12 protein-coding genes and 1 pseudogene are annotated in these 16,061 nt (G+C 59.2%); 5 read left to right on the top strand and 8 right to left on the bottom strand.

Annotated features, from left to right (window positions below; genetic code table 11):
* Window positions 1-4 precede the first annotated feature (4 nt).
* The 3 genes from TU75_RS00195 to TU75_RS00185 all read left to right on the top strand — a co-directional run bounded on the left by TU75_RS00195 (window position 5) and on the right by TU75_RS00185 (window position 4,770).
* Complete coding sequence (locus TU75_RS00195) at window positions 5-1,351, top strand: cytochrome ubiquinol oxidase subunit I (protein ID WP_060547857.1); 1,347 nt, start codon at window positions 5-7, stop codon at window positions 1,349-1,351.
* Window positions 1,352-1,375: 24 nt separating this feature from the next.
* Complete coding sequence (gene cydB, locus TU75_RS00190) at window positions 1,376-2,374, top strand: cytochrome d ubiquinol oxidase subunit II (protein ID WP_060547856.1); 999 nt, start codon at window positions 1,376-1,378, stop codon at window positions 2,372-2,374.
* Between the two features lie 275 nt (window positions 2,375-2,649).
* Window positions 2,650-4,770 carry an alpha/beta hydrolase domain-containing protein gene (locus tag TU75_RS00185; RefSeq protein ID WP_060547854.1) on the top strand — a complete coding sequence of 707 codons (2,121 nt, stop codon included), beginning with the start codon at window positions 2,650-2,652 and terminating at the stop codon, window positions 4,768-4,770.
* 1,584 nt (window positions 4,771-6,354) lie between these two features.
* Here the strand turns inward: TU75_RS00185 and deoC are convergent.
* Entirely contained in the window at window positions 6,355-7,038 is a 684-nt protein-coding gene (gene deoC / locus TU75_RS00175; RefSeq protein WP_060547850.1) for a deoxyribose-phosphate aldolase, read from the bottom strand.
* A gap of 126 nt (window positions 7,039-7,164) precedes the next feature.
* On the opposite strand from deoC, the gene deoR reads away from it, so the two are divergent.
* On the top strand, window positions 7,165-7,923 hold the full coding sequence (deoR, locus tag TU75_RS00170) for a DNA-binding transcriptional repressor DeoR (RefSeq protein ID WP_060547848.1): 759 nt from the start codon (window positions 7,165-7,167) through the stop codon (window positions 7,921-7,923).
* Here the strand turns inward: deoR and TU75_RS00165 are convergent.
* The 5 genes and pseudogenes from TU75_RS00165 to TU75_RS28395 all read right to left on the bottom strand — a co-directional run.
* Complete coding sequence (locus tag TU75_RS00165) at window positions 7,920-8,966, bottom strand: aldose 1-epimerase family protein (RefSeq protein ID WP_060547846.1); 1,047 nt, start codon at window positions 8,964-8,966, stop codon at window positions 7,920-7,922. The two genes, deoR and TU75_RS00165, sit on opposite strands and share 4 nt — an antisense overlap.
* Window positions 8,963-10,294 carry an L-fucose:H+ symporter permease gene (gene fucP, locus TU75_RS00160; RefSeq protein WP_003230664.1) on the bottom strand — a complete coding sequence of 444 codons (1,332 nt, stop codon included), beginning with the start codon at window positions 10,292-10,294 and terminating at the stop codon, window positions 8,963-8,965. Before fucP ends, TU75_RS00165 begins: the two co-directional genes overlap by 4 nt.
* A gap of 28 nt (window positions 10,295-10,322) precedes the next feature.
* Complete coding sequence (gene rbsK, locus TU75_RS00155; protein ID WP_060547844.1) at window positions 10,323-11,243, bottom strand: ribokinase; 921 nt, start codon at window positions 11,241-11,243, stop codon at window positions 10,323-10,325.
* 165 nt (window positions 11,244-11,408) lie between these two features.
* Entirely contained in the window at window positions 11,409-12,134 is a 726-nt protein-coding gene (locus TU75_RS28400) for a methyl-accepting chemotaxis protein (RefSeq protein ID WP_413469478.1), read from the bottom strand.
* Window positions 12,135-12,266: 132 nt separating this feature from the next.
* A pseudogene (locus TU75_RS28395) lies at window positions 12,267-13,022 on the bottom strand (MCP four helix bundle domain-containing protein); the annotation flags it as partial.
* A 207-nt stretch (window positions 13,023-13,229) separates the two neighbouring features.
* Here TU75_RS28395 and TU75_RS00145 point away from each other — a divergent pair.
* Complete coding sequence (locus TU75_RS00145) at window positions 13,230-14,087, top strand: SDR family oxidoreductase (RefSeq protein ID WP_003230670.1); 858 nt, start codon at window positions 13,230-13,232, stop codon at window positions 14,085-14,087.
* Between the two features lie 84 nt (window positions 14,088-14,171).
* On the opposite strand, the gene TU75_RS00140 is transcribed toward TU75_RS00145, so the two are convergent.
* Both TU75_RS00140 and TU75_RS00135 read right to left on the bottom strand, forming a co-directional pair.
* Window positions 14,172-15,086, bottom strand: coding sequence for a site-specific integrase (locus TU75_RS00140; RefSeq protein ID WP_060547840.1), 915 nt, complete (start codon window positions 15,084-15,086; stop codon window positions 14,172-14,174).
* A 108-nt stretch (window positions 15,087-15,194) separates the two neighbouring features.
* Complete coding sequence (locus TU75_RS00135) at window positions 15,195-16,013, bottom strand: M949_RS01915 family surface polysaccharide biosynthesis protein (protein ID WP_060547838.1); 819 nt, start codon at window positions 16,011-16,013, stop codon at window positions 15,195-15,197.
* Between the last annotated feature and the right edge of the window lie 48 nt (window positions 16,014-16,061).

Genomic DNA, 16,061 nt, shown 5'->3' with positions numbered 1-16,061 from the left:
GCACATGGAACCGTTGGAATCCGCATTGATGCTGGCGCGCTATCAGTTTGCGTTCACCATCAGCTTTCATATCGTGCTTGCTGCCTTTTCCATAGGCCTGGCCAATTATCTGATGGTGCTGGAAGCCCTGTGGTTATGGCGCAAGCGTCAGATCTACAGGGATGTCTATACGTTCTGGCTGAAAATCTTTGCCTGGACGGTTGCCGTGGGGACTGCGTCCGGGCTGGTCATGGAGTTTCAGTTCGGGACTAACTGGGGCGCACTGGCCAATCGAGCGGGAGGTATTCTGGGGCCGCTGATGTTCTATGAAGTCATGGTCGCGTTTTTTCTGGAAGCCGGCTTCATCGGGGTCATGCTGTTCGGCATGAATAAAGTCGGCCCGCGCCTGCATTTTCTGTCTACGTGTGCCGTGGCCGTTGGCTCGTTATTCAGTGCATTCTGGATATTGTCAGCCAATTCATGGATGCACACGCCTGCCGGTTTCAGCATCGCCGAAGATGGCCGGTTCGTACCCGAAGACTGGCTTCAGATCATCTTCAATCCCTCATTTGCGTATCGCATGGTTCACATGAGCCTCGCAGCATTTCTCGGCACTGCCATGCTGGTCGGCGGTGTTGCCGCGTGGCATCTATTGCGCAACAGCCGTCACGCCAGCGCGCGGCTGATGTTTTCAATGGCCCTGTGGATGGCGGCGCTAGTCGGGCCCCTTCAGATCGTGGCCGGGGACTTGCACGGTGAAAATACACGGGATTACCAACCGCAAAAGCTGGCCGCCATTGAGGGTTCATGGCGGCGTCCGGAAGCGGGCGAGGGTGAGCCACTCAGGCTGTTTGCGATACCCGACCAGACCCTGCGTAGAAACGATTTCGAAGTGGCAATCCCTCATCTTGGCTCGCTGTACCTGCGCCATGATTGGACCGGCACCATACAGAGCCTGGATGAGTTCGCCGCGCAAGATATCCCGCCGGTGGCCGTGGTTTTCTATGCGTTTCGCATCATGGTCGGCCTCGGCTTGCTGATTGTGGCCCTGGGCATTGCCAGTCTTTTCCTGCGCTGGCGCGGTGGCCTTTTTGAATGTCGGTGGTTGCTTCGCTGTTCAGTCCTGATGGCGCCGGCCGGGTTCGTGGCAATGCTGTGCGGATGGATCGTCACCGAAGTCGGCCGACAGCCCTTCACGGTCTACGGATTGATGCGCACCGTTCACAGCCATTCGCAGCAACCCCTTTCATTCGTTGCGGGCAGCATGCTCGCCATCGTGGTCATGTATGTGCTGGTTTTCGGGGTGGGTCTTTTCTATCTATTGCGAGCAGTCAGGCAACTGCCGGTAGAAACGGCGGACACCCGCCAATAAGCGCCAGAGTAGGGAGGGATCGTCATGTTCATGTCTGAAGCGTTGTTACCCGATCTGGCGGCGGCCGCGATCGCGTTTACAATCATTCTTTATGTGATTCTGGATGGGACCGATCTGGGTGTCGGGATGCTCCTGGCGACGCGTCACGCTCCTGATGAGAAAAAGATAATGGTCAACTCCATCCTGCCCATCTGGGATGGCAACGAAACCTGGCTGGTGCTGGGTGGCGGAGGGTTGCTGGCGCTGTTTCCGGTGGTGTACAGCGTGTTGTTTTCCGCGCTCTACATCCCGCTCATTGCGATGCTGCTGGCATTGATCGCCAGGGCGGTTGCACTTGAATTCCGCGCTGACGCGTCGACGCGAATGAAGCGTTGGCTTGACATCAGCCTTGTGGCCGGTTCGCTGATCGCGACGCTGTGCCAAGGACTCATCATGGGATGCGTCGTGCAGGGCGTCGAGCAAGAGAAGGGCAGGTTCAGCGGCCACGGCTGGGAATGGCTGGGCGTATTTCCGCTGACATGCGGCATGGCGCTGGTGATCGGCTACGCGCTGCTGGGTAGCTGCTGGCTGGTGTGGCGCACCGAAGGGCAATTGCAAGCTGCCGCGAAAGGCCAGGCGCGGACACTCGGCTGGATGACCCTGCTCGGGATGACGGCGATCCTGCTATGGACCAGTATGTCCAACCCGCTTTACCGAGATCATCTTCTGAGCTCCAGCCTGAGCCTGCCGCTTTTAGTACTCCAGGGTGCGTTAGTGGCAGGCTTTTATTGGGCGTTCTTCAGCCGCCTTGAGTTTCTGCCCTTGTTCGCGGTGCTAGGATGGTTCGGGGTGGCTTTCGTTGCCGCTATCGTTGTCCTCTATCCTTTGATCCTTCCCCCTTCATTGACGATCAGCCAAGCATCTTCCCCAACCTCGAGTCAGGCCTTTATGCTTGCGGGCTTTGCAGTATTGGTACCTGTGACGCTTGCTTACAACACATGGGGATTTTGGGTGTTCCGTGGCAAGGTCACGGCGGGTAAATGAGATTACCGGTTTGCGATATGCGCGTATTGCCGCGATCCTGAAGGTAACAAATTATGCTTCGTCCATTCAGACGATATGAAGGGAGTGGGAATATAAGCTTTTCGCAGTATTACTATGCATCAGCGCGCCCGTTGAGAATGGATTTTTGAAGCCAGCCGGTGAACGAGCGATGGTCATTGAGGCAACTCTGCAAGATCGCCGCATTGTCATGGTAGCGCTTGCCATCGTAAGGTTGAGTCCAAAGCTCAATCTTGCCGAGCGAACCGGGAGCCGAGATGAACCGCCTTGTTCAAGCTGCAGCACTAGCAAGCACCCTGACCGTTATCGCCGTGCCTGCTCAAGCGCAGATCACGCGGCTTGAGCTTTTGCGGACCGAGCCAGCCTTCGGCGGAGCACGCTTTGGCGATACCGGGGCCTACGAGCGCATCTTCGCACGCGCCCATGGCGAGCTGGACCCGGCAAGCGCTGCAAATAGCACCATTCAGGACATCGACCTCGCACCACGCAACGAACGCGGCAGGGTGGAATATACGACTGATATCGCCATTCTGCGCCCCGCTGACATTACCAAGTCCAATGACATCCTCTTGTTCGACGTACCCAATCGGGGCGCCAAGCGCGCGATGGGATTATTTAATGCCGACATGAGCGGCAGCTCTTCAGCCACCAATAATTTGGAGGTCGCCGGGGACGGTTTCCTGCAACAGCTCGGCACGACGCTGATTTCGTTCGCCTGGCAGGGGGACATCGTCCCTGGCGAAAATCGCATGACCGTGCAATTACCCATTGCAATAAATACCGATGGGACGGCCGTCACTGGTGTGGTCCGCAGCGAATTAACCACACGCGCGCCTGCCGCGAGTCTTGACCTCTCCGCAGGTTGGTTCACGACCGTGCCTCCTCACACAAGCTATAAAACGGTCGAAACCGACAACACCAAGCCGCTTGCGGATGGTTTCCTGCCCACCCTGACAATGCGGTCGCGCGCCAATGCGCCTCGGCAAGAGATCCCTACGAGTAACTGGCGTTTTGGCGACTGCAATACCCCTGACGAAACCCGGATATGCCTGTCTACCGGTTTTCAACCCGGCAAGCTATACGAACTGATTTACCACGCCAAGGATCCTGCGGTGATGGGGATCGGTTTTGCGATCGCACGGGATGTCGGGGCGTTTTTCCAGAAAGCCGAGCGCGACGATACAGGGGTTACCAACCCGGTTGTGCATGGGCCCAAGGTCAAGTCGATCATAATCGGCACCTCGCAATCCGGGCGTTTCATCCGCAGCATGATCGCGCTGGGATTCAACCGCAGCGAGCAAGGACAGCAGGTCTATGATGGCGCGATGCCGCATATCGGCGGCGGCCTGATGCCGCTTAATATCCGCTTTGCCCAGCCTGGCCGCGCCTGGGGCCAGCAGGTCGATCATGACTATCCAGCCTACGATTTCCCGTTTACCTATGGCCGGCAAACCGATCCGATAACCGGACGCTCGCAGGGGCTGCTCGATCGCTGCACCGCCAACGGCACGTGCCCGTTTATATTTCATATGGCGACAGCACTCGAACTCTGGGAAGGGCGACAATCGCTCGGCCTTACCGACCCACTCGGCCTGCGCGATGCGGATGAACCGGAAAACGTGCGCACCTTCATTATGGCGAGTACCCAGCACGCACCGCCGGCCTTACCACTGCCCGTCACGCCCTCCTTCGGCCTTTGTCAGATTCAATCGAACCCGAATCCGCATACGTGGACGATGCGCGCCGCGTTCATCAACCTCATCGGCTGGGTACGCGACCACACCGCACCGCCAGCCTCGGTAAAACCTTCGGTGGCGAACGGCACGCTCGTGCCGGCTGACCGAGTGCATTTCCCGCTCATCCCCGCCACGAACTATGCTGGCGTTGCGCGCCCGGCGTTGCGCTACACCGGTGCTGTCAACAGCCTGCAAGTGTTGAACTTCGGCCCGGATTTCCGCCCGCAAGACAGCTCCGGCATCCTTACGAACGAACCGCCCAAGGCAGGCGTCGGCAGCTACGGCATCCTGGTACCGCAAGTGGATGCAGACGGCATTGATGTTGGCGGCGTGCGCGATGTGTATCTGGGCGCCCCAATCGGCACTTACACGGGCTGGAACACTTTCCGCCCCGAGTTGTTCGACGGTGGCTTTTGTAACTTTCAGGGTAGCTTCCTCCCCTTTGCGTCTACCAAGGCCGAGCGAATCGAGGCTGCAGATCCTCGACTCTCCCTGGAGGAGCGCTACCCGACGAAAGACGCCTATGTGGCTGCCGTTCGCAAAGCGGCGGACGAACTGGTCACGGCGCGGATGCTGCTGCCCGAAGACCGCACTCGGCTCGTCATGGAAGCGCAAGATAAAGGCGTACGCAGCGGGCCTTGAGCTCGCTCCTTTTGAGGTTACTGACATCTCTCAAAGGCGGAAATCTGGCCTAAGGAGGAGGGTGGTCATTAGTCCTCAGCTGACCAGCTTTTGAGCGACTGACGTGAAGGTCGTCTAGCAGCAGCCGTAGGTAGAGCGAGCACTCTGGATTTCGACCCGGCTCTCGTTTTGAGGTCAGCAGATCTTACGAGAAAGAGGACAATCCGGCGAATCAGGCCGGTGGACTTGTTCTCTTCGATGTTCTTGGACGTTGCCGGCGGGTGGTGAAGGGACTTCAACATGCCGCTGCAACAGCGTTCTGAATGCAATGGAGTCAGCTCACATTTGTCACGACAGTCTTCTGTGGAATGGCTTCAAGCCTGACGCTTCGTTGCTTCTGATCCGTCGGGCAGACGAGGTTATGCTGTTGGCGAACCCTACCTACCATGCGGAATACGGGGTCGGAGCTTGGCAAATGGGGGCTGAATCAGAAGGGGAGGCGTTGGGGATCGAGCTCAAACGTATTCTTACCGCTGTACCAATCGTGACCGCTGCGGTGCGTTCACTTGCTCCTGGAACGGAGACGTAAGCGATCACGTCCCCAGCCTGAATACAATTCGCTGCCGACTTCTATGAGAGCTCAGAACTGGAAACGGTGGAAATATCGGGCAGGAAGATTCGTGGCCGAAATGGCCTCACACCCTAAACTTGGATGGTCGCTGCTGTGTCCTCAAGCTATGCGGAAGCATCACCCGAGCGACGAAGCGGGATCCAATCACCGATGAAGATGATTAATAGGAATCTAGGTCTTGGCTCGGGCCTTTGTATCGATGGGCGCGGTTTTCAATGCAGCTAAGGCAAATCCCATCCCCCTCAGTATTTGCATTCTTAGGAGCATTCGGCATGACTTGGAGCAACAAGAGCCGGCAGGTCACAGCAACGACAGGCCATGACAATAATCGGCGTGAAACGTTATTTAACATAATATACATTATGCGTAATACCATGTTACGTAATCAGGGCCGTTCCACATCGGTTTACAACACAAAACCCCCTCTACGTTTCAAACCATGGCAAGCCCTGCATCACGATTATCTCGTTCCATCTCATGAAGCAGCTCGTTATCCATCGCTAGGAACAATGCTGCAGTCATTACCTGCCGATTCGTTCCAGTAGCAACTTCTTCACCAATATCGTTCTTGTCGATGTCGTCCTGACCCCGATTACTCGTCGCGCTCGCTCAGCCCACATGTCGAGATCCAGCCCAGTGAAAACTATACTGACTCATGCGTGCATTTGAGATTCAGCATCCAGCACCATTGCAGCGGCTGAACACTCGGTCCCGCGCCTGCCGGCTTGACACAGCGCCCTGTGGCTGGGCGCTGGCTCGACGACCGATCAGGCTAAGAGCCTGGTGCGGCTCTGCCTGTTGAGGGAAGATGAAACCGTCTTGATTGCATACCGCGCATGGAGCATACATAGACAGTCGAGCGTCAGTGAACACCGACGCTTGCTCTTTCCCTGCCCTGAATCCTCAGCCCTTAGTCCCAACTCAACTAAATGACTATTTAGTCGAGTTAAGTCACATCCAGAAACAAACAACCCTCAGTAGCCACTCGCTGCCGTCACCGCTCCACCTACGATCGCAATCCCCGAACTGCTGCCCAACCGTGTCGCCCCAGCCTCGATCATCTTCACGGCCGTCGGATAATCGCGCACACCTCCGGATGCCTTTACCCCAACGCCGGCGCCCACGGTCTTGCGCATCAGGGCCACGTCTTCAGCGGTAGCGCCGCTGCGACTGAACCCGGTGGATGTCTTGACGAATGCCACGCCCAGGTCGCGACAGATCTCGCATGCCTGAACCTTCTGTGCGTCATTGAGCAGGCAGGTTTCCAGGATGACTTTCAATGGCACGGCGCCACAGGCTTTTTTGACCAATGCAATATCGTCGCGCACGGCGTCCAGCAGTCCGTCCTTCAGCCAGCCGATGTTGAGCACCATGTCGATCTCCCCTGCCCCGGCGGCAATGGCTCGTTCCGCTTCGAAGGCCTTGGTGTCGCTCAGGCCGGCGCCGAGGGGGAAGCCAACCACCGCGCAGATAACCACGCTCTTGTCGGTCAGGCACGAAGCCACGTAGGGCACCTGCCCGGAATTGACGCATACCGAATAAAAGCCATGTTCCCGCGCTTCGTCGCACAGGGTCTTGATCTGATCAACGGAGGCGTCGGGAGCCAGCAATGTGTGATCGATGTACTTGGCCAATGCGGCGGGTGGAAGACTGTTCATTTAATGGCCCCTTGCCTGTATGTTTCCAATAAGTGTGCAGCGCTGTCACAGTGCTCACATAATACGTTAAAATACTAACACCAAATGTTGCTTATTTAACATCAACAATCAAGCCCTGGAACACGCGTGGACAGTAGAAAAGCCGAGCGACTCAAGCTTATCCAGCAAGCCCTGCAGGACCAGAACGCCATTCACCTGAGGGAAATGGCGGCCCTGTTGGACGTTTCCGAGATGACCCTGCGTCGCGATCTCGCCCACTTCACCGACCACGTGCGCCTGCTGGGCGGCTATATAACCCGGGTAGGAAACGAGGTCGGTGATTACCGCGTGGCCGATCAGGACACCCGCCATGTGGAGGAAAAACGCCGCATCGGCAAGCTCGCCGCGCAGTTGGTCCAGTCTGGTGACACGGTGTTTTTCGACTGCGGCACCACCTCGCCGTTTGTGATTGATTTCATCCCCGATCAGCTGGAATTCACGGCGGTGTGCAGTTCGCTGAACGTGCTGCTCAAGCTGCAGAACAAGCCCAATTGCCACATCGTGTTGTGTGGCGGCACCTTTCACCGCAAGAACCAGGTCTTCGAAAGCAGCGCCGAAAGCAGCATCCTCGACAGCGTGCGTCTGACATGGGCCTTCGTGACCGCCGCCGGCGTCAGCCAGGCATTCGGTGTGACCTGCTTCAACTTCAATGAAGTCGAGGTCAAGCAAAAGGTCATACGCCAGGCCCAGCAACGGGTGCTGCTTGCCGACTTCAGCAAGTTCGACACGGTGCGCACCGCTCACTTCGCCACCCTGGAAGATTTTCAGTACGTGATCAGCGACAAGAAAATCCCCCGCAGCTACACAGAATCCATCCTCGCCAGCGGCGCGCAATTGCTGGTTTAAGCCCGCAGCGCTTGCCGCTCCTGTGCACTCAGGTAGCCGGTGGTCAGGCTGAACGAAGCGCTGGCGCCGGCGGCCAGTACCCGGACGTTGCCCTTGGCTTTTTCCGCGTTATAACCCTCGGGTTCGCAGGTGGACGGCAGCACGAACGCCGCCACCTGTTGATCCGGCGTGTAGAGAATCCAACGCACGGCATGCTCGAACTGCTCGGGACGGTAACGGGTGTAAAACGCGGCGCCGTCGGGATGATCCAGCAGAAAATGCGCCTGGCCTGCGGCGTCCGTGCCCACTCCGTCGAAGAAAAACACGATTTCCGGGTCGTACAGTGACGGCTGATCGAGGCTGGCCAATTGCGCCGGATCTTCTTCCAGTTGCGCCATGTAGGCGCTCCAGGCGGATGTCGGTTTGACGTGGTCCGGCACGCTCGTGCGCAGGCGTTGGCGTCGCATGCCCTGCGGCTCGACGAACCGCGCGCCCTCCACATAGGCGTAGTTCATATGGGCCATGTACATCAGGTCCATGGGCTTGCCGGCCAGGTTGGTCACTGCCATAGCGATATCGAACAGGGCCGAATCGGCACGCAGCGTCACACTGGGGCACGCCCGATAGCGATCGCCGAAGCCTTTGGCGTATTCGTACGACCCGTGCAGGCTCACGTGGTTTTCACCCAGTTCCAGCCAGGCCGTGTCCATCGGCGCACAGGGCATTTCGCCGTGCAGCGCATGGGTGTCCTGCGGCGCCGGGCAGCCATTGCGCAGCAGGCCGCTGTGAAACATGAAGCAGCCGTAAGTCTCGATGATGGTCGGGCTGGGCCGGGGTTGCGTGAACAGGTTGCGCATGGTCAGGTCGCAATCGTCGAAGACGGCGGACCAGATCATCTGCCCCTGATAAGGCAGCAGCACCAGGCGACCACGGCTGTTCTCCAGGCTCAGGGCCTGCACGCCGGATGGATAGGTCCAGGCACTGACCTTGAAGGCCTGCGACTGCAGGATGATTTTCTCCTGCTCGCCGAACAGCGCGGGGTACAGCGGCACACGAGTACTCATGAGGCCACCGCCCCGGCTGCCGTCAACGGCTCGCGGCCAGGCTGACGCATGCACTTGAGCGCGTAGATGACGATCACGATAAAGCACAGCAACGGCACGCTGTAGGCCAGTTGCATATTGCCGCCGCTGGCGTCGGACAGCAGGCCCTGAAAGATCGGGATGACGCCGCCGCCGACGATGCTCATCACCAGCAGCGAGCCGCCGACGCCGGTGTCTTCACCCAGGCCATCGATGGTCAGGCCATAAATGGTCGGCCAGCAAGGCCCCAGGAAAATGCTCACGCCGACCGCCGCATACACCGCCGAGATATTCGGCACCAGGATGGTGTAGGCCAGCAGCACGATGCACAGCACCCCGTAGATCGCCAGAACCTTGGCAGGATGCAGACGTCGCATCAACAGGTTGGCGATCATCTTGCCGACAAAATAGGCGGCAAAGGTGGTCATCAAAAACCATGAAGCACTGCGCTCGTTCATGCCGCCCATTTGCATGGCCAAGCGAATGGTGAAGCTCCAAACGCCGACCTGGGCCCCCACATACAGAAACTGCGCCAGCACGCCAAAGGTAAAACGCGGGTTACGCCACAGGCGACCGAGGCTCTGACGCAGGCTGCCAGGCTTGCTATCGGCAGGTTTATTGCCCTTGCAGGCGGGAAACCGGGTGATGGCGACAAGGATAAACATCAGCACCAGCACGGCAATCATCCACTTGTAGGGCAACAAGGTGGACTGGATCATCTGCAACTGCTGCACCGCCGCCTCGGTGGCGCTCATTTGCGCGAGCTGTTCGGTCGTGGCGTCAGTGGACTTGAACATCACAAAGCTGCCCACATACACCCCAGTCATTGCACCAAAGGGGTGGAAGGTCTGCGAGATATTCAGGCGTCGCGTCCCGGTTTCCCGTGGGCCCATCAGCGTCGAGTAGGTGTTGCAGGCGGTTTCCAGGAACGACAGGCCCGCAGCAATCACAAACAGCGCCAGCAGGAACATGCCGTACTTGGCCATGGACGCCGCCGGAAAAAACAGCAGGCAGCCGAGCATGTACAACAGCAGGCCGATCAGAATCGTGCTCTTGTAGCTGAAGCGTCGCACCACCATCGCAGCCGGAATGGCCACGAAAAAGTAGCCCAGGTAAAACGCCGACTGGACGAACGCGGTCTGGAAATCACTGAGCAAAAACGCTTTCTTGAAGTGCGCGATCAGCACGTCGTTCATGCTCGCCGCAGCGGCCCACAGTGCAAAAATGCTGCACAGCAGGATAAAGGCGAACCAGGGTGTACGGTTCAGGTAGAAACCATCGGGTGTCTGTTGCAGCGCAGGTTTGTTCATTATTGTTCTCCGGGCTGGGTTGAGGGTGTTACGGCTGTTGCTGGAAGCGCGCGAACGCTTCGCTGTCGGGATAGGAAAACTGCGTGCCCAGCGCCATGACCGAGCATGCCGAGTACGCCACTGCCTGCTCCATGGCCTGCTGAATATTGCCGTCGCGGTTCCAGTGGTGAATGAAGCAACCGATGAAAGCATCACCGGCGCCGGTGGTGTCACGGGCCGCAACCTGGCGGCCTGGCACGCGGAACTCGCCCTCCTCGCCCACGTACAGCGCACCCTGTTCGCCCAGGGTGACAATGACGTGGCGAATGCCGCTGGCAACCAATGTGCGCGCAGCGGTTTGAGCGGCAGCCGGCGAGTCCACCACCTGCCCGGTGATCAGCGCCAGCTCCGATTCGTTGGGGATCAGAAAATCCAGTTGCGCCAGATGCTCAGGGCTCAAGCCCGCCAAGGCCGGTGCCGGGTTGAGCAGCACCGCAATGCCGTGCCGGCGCGCGAATTCGATGGCGTAGTAGACCGTCTCCAGTCGGATTTCCAGTTGCAGCACGATCAGCGCGCACTCACGCAACTCGGCTGCGGCCGCATCAATGTCTGCCGGCGCCAGATGCGCGTTGGCGCCCTTGACGATGAGAATGCTGTTGTGGGAATCGGAGCGCACAAAAATCGGCGCTACACCACTGGAAACGCCAGGCACCCGCTGCACATAACGGGTGTCGATACCAAAGCGCTGGAAATTGGCCAGGGTGTTATCGGCAAACATGTCGTCGCCCACCTTGCTCAACATCAACACCCGGGACCCGAGCTTGGCAGCCGCCACCGCCTGGTTGGCGCCCTTGCCACCGCAACCGAGGGCGAAGTCCGGCGCTTCCAGGGTTTCGCCCTGGGCCGGCATGCGGTCGATATAGGTAATCAAATCCACCATGTTGCTGCCGATGACTGCGATCTTGCTCATTGCTATTCCACCTTGTTGCGGCACGGCCAGGCAGGTCATACCGCTTTTGTTTTGTTATTTAAATAACATATGGTGTGAATATTCAATCTTTTTTTTGCGATCTGGCATTGAGTCCGCACAAAAAAAAACCGGCCCATTGTGGGCCGGCGGGTTGCGCAGCGGGCGCTACAAGCTGAACCGATCCACCGATTGCGAGAGCTTGCCAGCCAGCCCGGACAAATGGTCGGTAGTGGAGGCGGTTTCGTCGATCACCCGGCTGTTGTTTTGCGACATGCCGGCGATCATCTCGACCTGATGGGAGATTTCATTGCTGGCCAGGCTCTGCTCGCCAATGGTGCGCGTAATATCGTTGACCAGCTCGGTGGTGCTCAGGGTGGCCTGCAGGATTTCGCGGATGGCCCGCTCGACCTCAGCGGTCACGGCCATACCTTTGTCCACTTGGGCGACGCCCTCCTCCATGCTGGTCACCGCCTCGCGCGTGCTCTGTTGGATGCGCTCTACCATGTTGGCAATTTCCTGGGTCGACGCGCTGGTGCGCCCTGCGAGGCTGCGCACTTCATCAGCCACCACCGCGAAACCACGCCCTTGCTCACCGGCACGGGCGGCCTCGATGGCGGCATTCAGCGCCAGCAAGTTCGTCTGGTCGGCGATGCCCTTGATCACCTGGATAATGCTGTAGATCGCCTCGGACTCTTTATCCAGGGTGCGGATGACCTGGGCCGATTGCTGCGCCGAGCGGGCAATGCCGCCCATATCGTTGACCACTTGGTGAATCACTCGACCACCGTCCTTGGCCAGGGCTTCGGCCTGATTAGCCATGTCCAGTGCACGCCCGGCATGCCGGGTGATTTCCTCGATGCTGGCGGTCATTTCGCTGGCGGCAGCCGCCATTGTGCTGGCCGCGCCGCTTTGCTGCTGGCTGCTGTTGGCAACTTCATGGCAGCCATGGCTCAGTTGTTCGCTCATGTGGTTGACCTCATGGGCGTTGCTGCGCACTACCTCGATCATGCCGCGCAAGTCGCGCTGCATCGTTGCCAGGCTGCTGATCAGCATGCCCGCTTCGTCCTTGCGCCGCGGCTCAGTGATCGTCTCGCTCAAGTTGCCCCTGGCGATGCTCGCGGCAATCCTGCTCGCGGCCTGCAACGGCCCCATGATGCTGAGGATCACCCAGCGGCCCTGCGCCAGCAGCAGCAACAGGCTGACAATCAACACTGCGCCCAGGGTCAGGTTGGCATTGCTGAGGGTTTGCCGGGTGCTTGCGCCGCTCTGTTCGGTTTTGCTTTCGATCACCTCGCTCAGGGCCGCCATCTGGTCTTCCAGATGACTGAACGCGCTGTTGAAAGTATCCAGCTCGCCGCGAGCGGCCTCGGGATTATCCAGCGCCAGGGCGACGATGCGCTCGCCCGCGCTGATATAGGTGTCCAGGGTGGGCTTGAGTTTTTCCAGGCTGGTCTTGAGCGTGTCGTCCAGCGGCAGCTTGAGGTTATCGCCCAGCACCTGGCGAAAGTGCTCGGCATGTTCTTTCAGCGACTGGGTGACCTCGGCCTTGGTGCTGGTGCTTTTGCCCAGGCCCACCAGCATTGCCGACAGCACATCGGCGCGCAGGGCATCGTGCATCATGTCGGCTTCCATGTGGTTGCGCAGCACGGTCATGCTCACCGCGTTATCGGCCACGGCATCGCCCATCCGGGTGTTGCCCACGTAACCGGTCAGGCTCATGACCAACGCCGCAAGCAGTCCGGTCGCAATCAACAGCATCAAGCGTAGTCTGATCGTCATGCCTTATCCCCTTTCCGAACCGCCGATTGGCGGTCCTACCGCTAGTAGCGTTATCGGCCGCCATGAGCGGATTTTTAGGTTAATTTCAGCGCCGCGCCGTGGCCTGAACGCCAACCATTCGTCGGGCCTGCGCCGCATCCATCACAACTATCGCCGCGGCCCAAACTACTAATCCCATAGCACCCTTGGAAATCTATGGAGATTGTCATGACTGATTACCCACGCCCTCCCTTCGCCCCACAAACCCAAGCCGTGCCAGGCACTCAAAAGAAGATGGATCCGTACCCTGACTGTGGCGAACAGAGCTACAAAGGCTCCGGTCGGCTGGCCAACAAGATCGCGCTGATTACCGGCGCCGACAGCGGCATCGGTCGTGCCGTGGCCATCGCATTCGCCCGTGAAGGCGCCGATGTGGCCATCGCCTACCTCGACGAGCACGAAGACGCCCAGGAAACCGCACGCTGGGTTGAAGAAGCCGGCCGCCAGTGCCTGTTGCTACCCGGTGACATCGCGCAGAAGGCTACCTGCCAGGCGCTGGTGGACAAGACCGTCGAGCAGTTCGGCCGCATTGATGTGCTGGTCAACAATGCCGCGTTCCAGATGAATCACGAAACCCTCGAAGAGATCGAGGATGAGGAATGGGTCAGGACGTTCGATATCAACATCACTGCGATGTTTCGCATCTGCAAGGCTGCCCTGCCCCACATGAAGGCCGGCAGCTCCATCATCAACACCAGCTCGGTCAACTCCGACATGCCCAAGCCAACCCTGCTGGCCTACGCCGCTACCAAAGGCGCCATCGCCAACTTCACCGGTGGTCTGGCACAGTTACTGGGCAGCAAGGGCATTCGCGTCAACAGCGTCGCCCCCGGTCCGATCTGGACGCCATTGATCGTGGCCACCATGACTGATGAAGATGTGCAGAGCTTCGGCAGCGAAACCCCGCTGGGCCGGCCAGGGCAACCGGTCGAAGTGGCGCCGATCTACGTCCTGCTTGCATCCGATGAGGCCAGTTACATCTCCGGTTCGCGCTATGCGGTGACCGGCGGCAAGCCCATTCTCTGATACCCCACGCAATGTGGGAGGGGGCAAGCCCCTCCCACATTTTGATGTTCATCAAACGTTGGTCTTCATCCAAGCGGGCGACCGCTACAGGTCGAACCTGTCCACCGCGCGTCGCCGCTCGTTATCCTCACGCACGTCATAGCTGGCCGTGGTCTGGATATTGGTGTGGTGTGCCAGTTTCTGCGCAATCGACAAGTCATGCTCCTCAATCACTCGGGTGATGAACGAGCGGCGAAAGTCATGGGGCATGATCTTTACACCCACCTGTTCTCCGCGCTGGCGGGCGATGTAATAGATCGCATGCTTGGTGATACGCTCGCGGGTGATATGGCTGCCACGACGGATACGATTGAACAGAAAACTGTCGTCCTGCTCACCCTCCTTGAGCTGTTCGCGACGAAAATCCAGCCAGGCCGTCAGCTTGGCGAAGGCCCAGTCCGGCGCGTATTTGACCAGTTCCTTGTTGCCCTTGCCGATCACCCGCAGGCTGCGCTCCTGGAAATTGACCTGCGCCAGGTCCAGGTTCACCGACTCCGATTTGCGCATCCCCGAGCCGTACAGAATGCCGATCACTGCCGCGTCGCGCAGACCCTGGGGGCGTGGATCGGCGGCGCACGCGTCCATCATTTCGCGGATCAATGTGCGCCGCAGGTTGCGGCCCTGGCTCAGGCGGCTGCCGGGAGTGGCCTTGACCGTGCGCATTTTCAGCAGGTGTTCCTGGCTGATCAGGCTCATGCGCCATGCCTCGTTCATCACCCCGCGTACGGCATTCACATACAGCGATGAGGTATTGGGCGCATAGCCGTCTTCGCGCAGGGCAGCCACGAGGGCGATCACGTGTTCAGGTTGCAGATGGTGCCAGTCGATGTCTTCGAGATTGGCGTCTTCGAAGCCCAGGCGGTCGGCCGCGTCTTGCAGCACGTAGCGCATGGTCAGTTGGCTGGAGGGGGCCAGGCGGGTGAGATAGAGGGTCAGTGGGTTGCGGATAGACTCGGTCAAGGTAGATCAGCCTTTGGATTAAATACCTCGAGCAATCCATTGATTAGTCGAGGTATTTAGTGAATTGGCGAGGCCTGAGTCTAGCGCAGGATCAGCCCTCGCACCACATCACGGCGCCGAGTCCTCGTCCACGGTAGGTTCCTGAGGCGGGGGTTGGACCTGGGCTTGAGCCCACTCGGTGTCCTGCTTCTTCATCAGCGCAAACCAGTGCTGGCGCATGAAGGTCAGGTAGCGCTCGGGGGCCTTGGCAAAGTCTTTCTCATCGCCATAGCACCCCGGCAACGGCAGTTCGGTGCCCTGCTCCTTGTACTGGCTGACCAGCGCCTGTTGGGCTGCCACGCTGCAATCGGTGGGCAAGGGCATGCCGCGCAGCGCGCCGAGCTCTTCGTCCCACCACGCGGCGCCATAGCGGTCGACACCACGCAGCCGGTACTTCTGGGACTTGCCCACATGCATGATCAGTTTGAATTGATTGGGACTCACGTCGCTGGCGCACGTGAGCGAATAGCCCACGGTGGCCTGGGTGATGCCGTCCCCCGAAAGGTCTGTGACGCGGGTGGCCGCCATGTCGAAACGCAGCGCCGCATCGAATTCGCAGCGTTGCACGTCGTCGTAGAGCATCCACATGCGCCGGGGACGGTCACCGTCGATCAGGTACTGGGCCGCGTAGACGAATGCCGATTGGCTGCCATCGTCGTCCCGCTCGCTGATTTGCTCGGCGAGCACCAGCAGGTTCTTGCCCTGGCGGTCGTCCCAGGTGAACGCCGCCACTTGCTTGCCGCGCACTTCGACGCCGTCAGGCACCTGACTGACCGGCGTAAGCGCCACCCCTTCATCGGCCCGCACCGTACCGATACAGGCCACGGACATCATCAAACCGATCAACGCAGGCCGCAATTGGCCGCGCAAAAGCTGCACGCTATTCATCCGACTACCCTGGCACGAGATGGCTTACTTTACCGGCACTTGAGGCGC

This window comes from Pseudomonas poae (assembly GCF_001439785.1).
Taxonomy (GTDB): domain Bacteria; phylum Pseudomonadota; class Gammaproteobacteria; order Pseudomonadales; family Pseudomonadaceae; genus Aquipseudomonas; species Aquipseudomonas poae.
This window is presented reverse-complemented; position numbering and strand designations above follow the sequence as displayed.

Bases quoted from the DNA above. Each gene is read 5' to 3' on its own strand.
- TU75_RS00195 (WP_060547857.1), top strand. From the start codon at position 5: ATGGAACCGTTGGAATCCGCATTGATGCTGGCGCGCTATCAGTTTGCG.
- cydB (WP_060547856.1), top strand. From the start codon at position 1,376: ATGTTCATGTCTGAAGCGTTGTTACCCGATCTGGCGGCGGCCGCGATC.
- TU75_RS00185 (WP_060547854.1), top strand. From the start codon at position 2,650: ATGAACCGCCTTGTTCAAGCTGCAGCACTAGCAAGCACCCTGACCGTT.
- deoC (WP_060547850.1), bottom strand. From the start codon at position 7,038: ATGAACAGTCTTCCACCCGCCGCATTGGCCAAGTACATCGATCACACA.
- TU75_RS00165 (WP_060547846.1), bottom strand. From the start codon at position 8,966: ATGAGTACTCGTGTGCCGCTGTACCCCGCGCTGTTCGGCGAGCAGGAG.
- fucP (WP_003230664.1), bottom strand. From the start codon at position 10,294: ATGAACAAACCTGCGCTGCAACAGACACCCGATGGTTTCTACCTGAAC.
- rbsK (WP_060547844.1), bottom strand. From the start codon at position 11,243: ATGAGCAAGATCGCAGTCATCGGCAGCAACATGGTGGATTTGATTACC.
- TU75_RS28400 (WP_413469478.1), bottom strand. From the start codon at position 12,134: ATGGCGGCTGCCGCCAGCGAAATGACCGCCAGCATCGAGGAAATCACC.
- TU75_RS00145 (WP_003230670.1), top strand. From the start codon at position 13,230: ATGACTGATTACCCACGCCCTCCCTTCGCCCCACAAACCCAAGCCGTG.
- TU75_RS00135 (WP_060547838.1), bottom strand. From the start codon at position 16,013: ATGAATAGCGTGCAGCTTTTGCGCGGCCAATTGCGGCCTGCGTTGATC.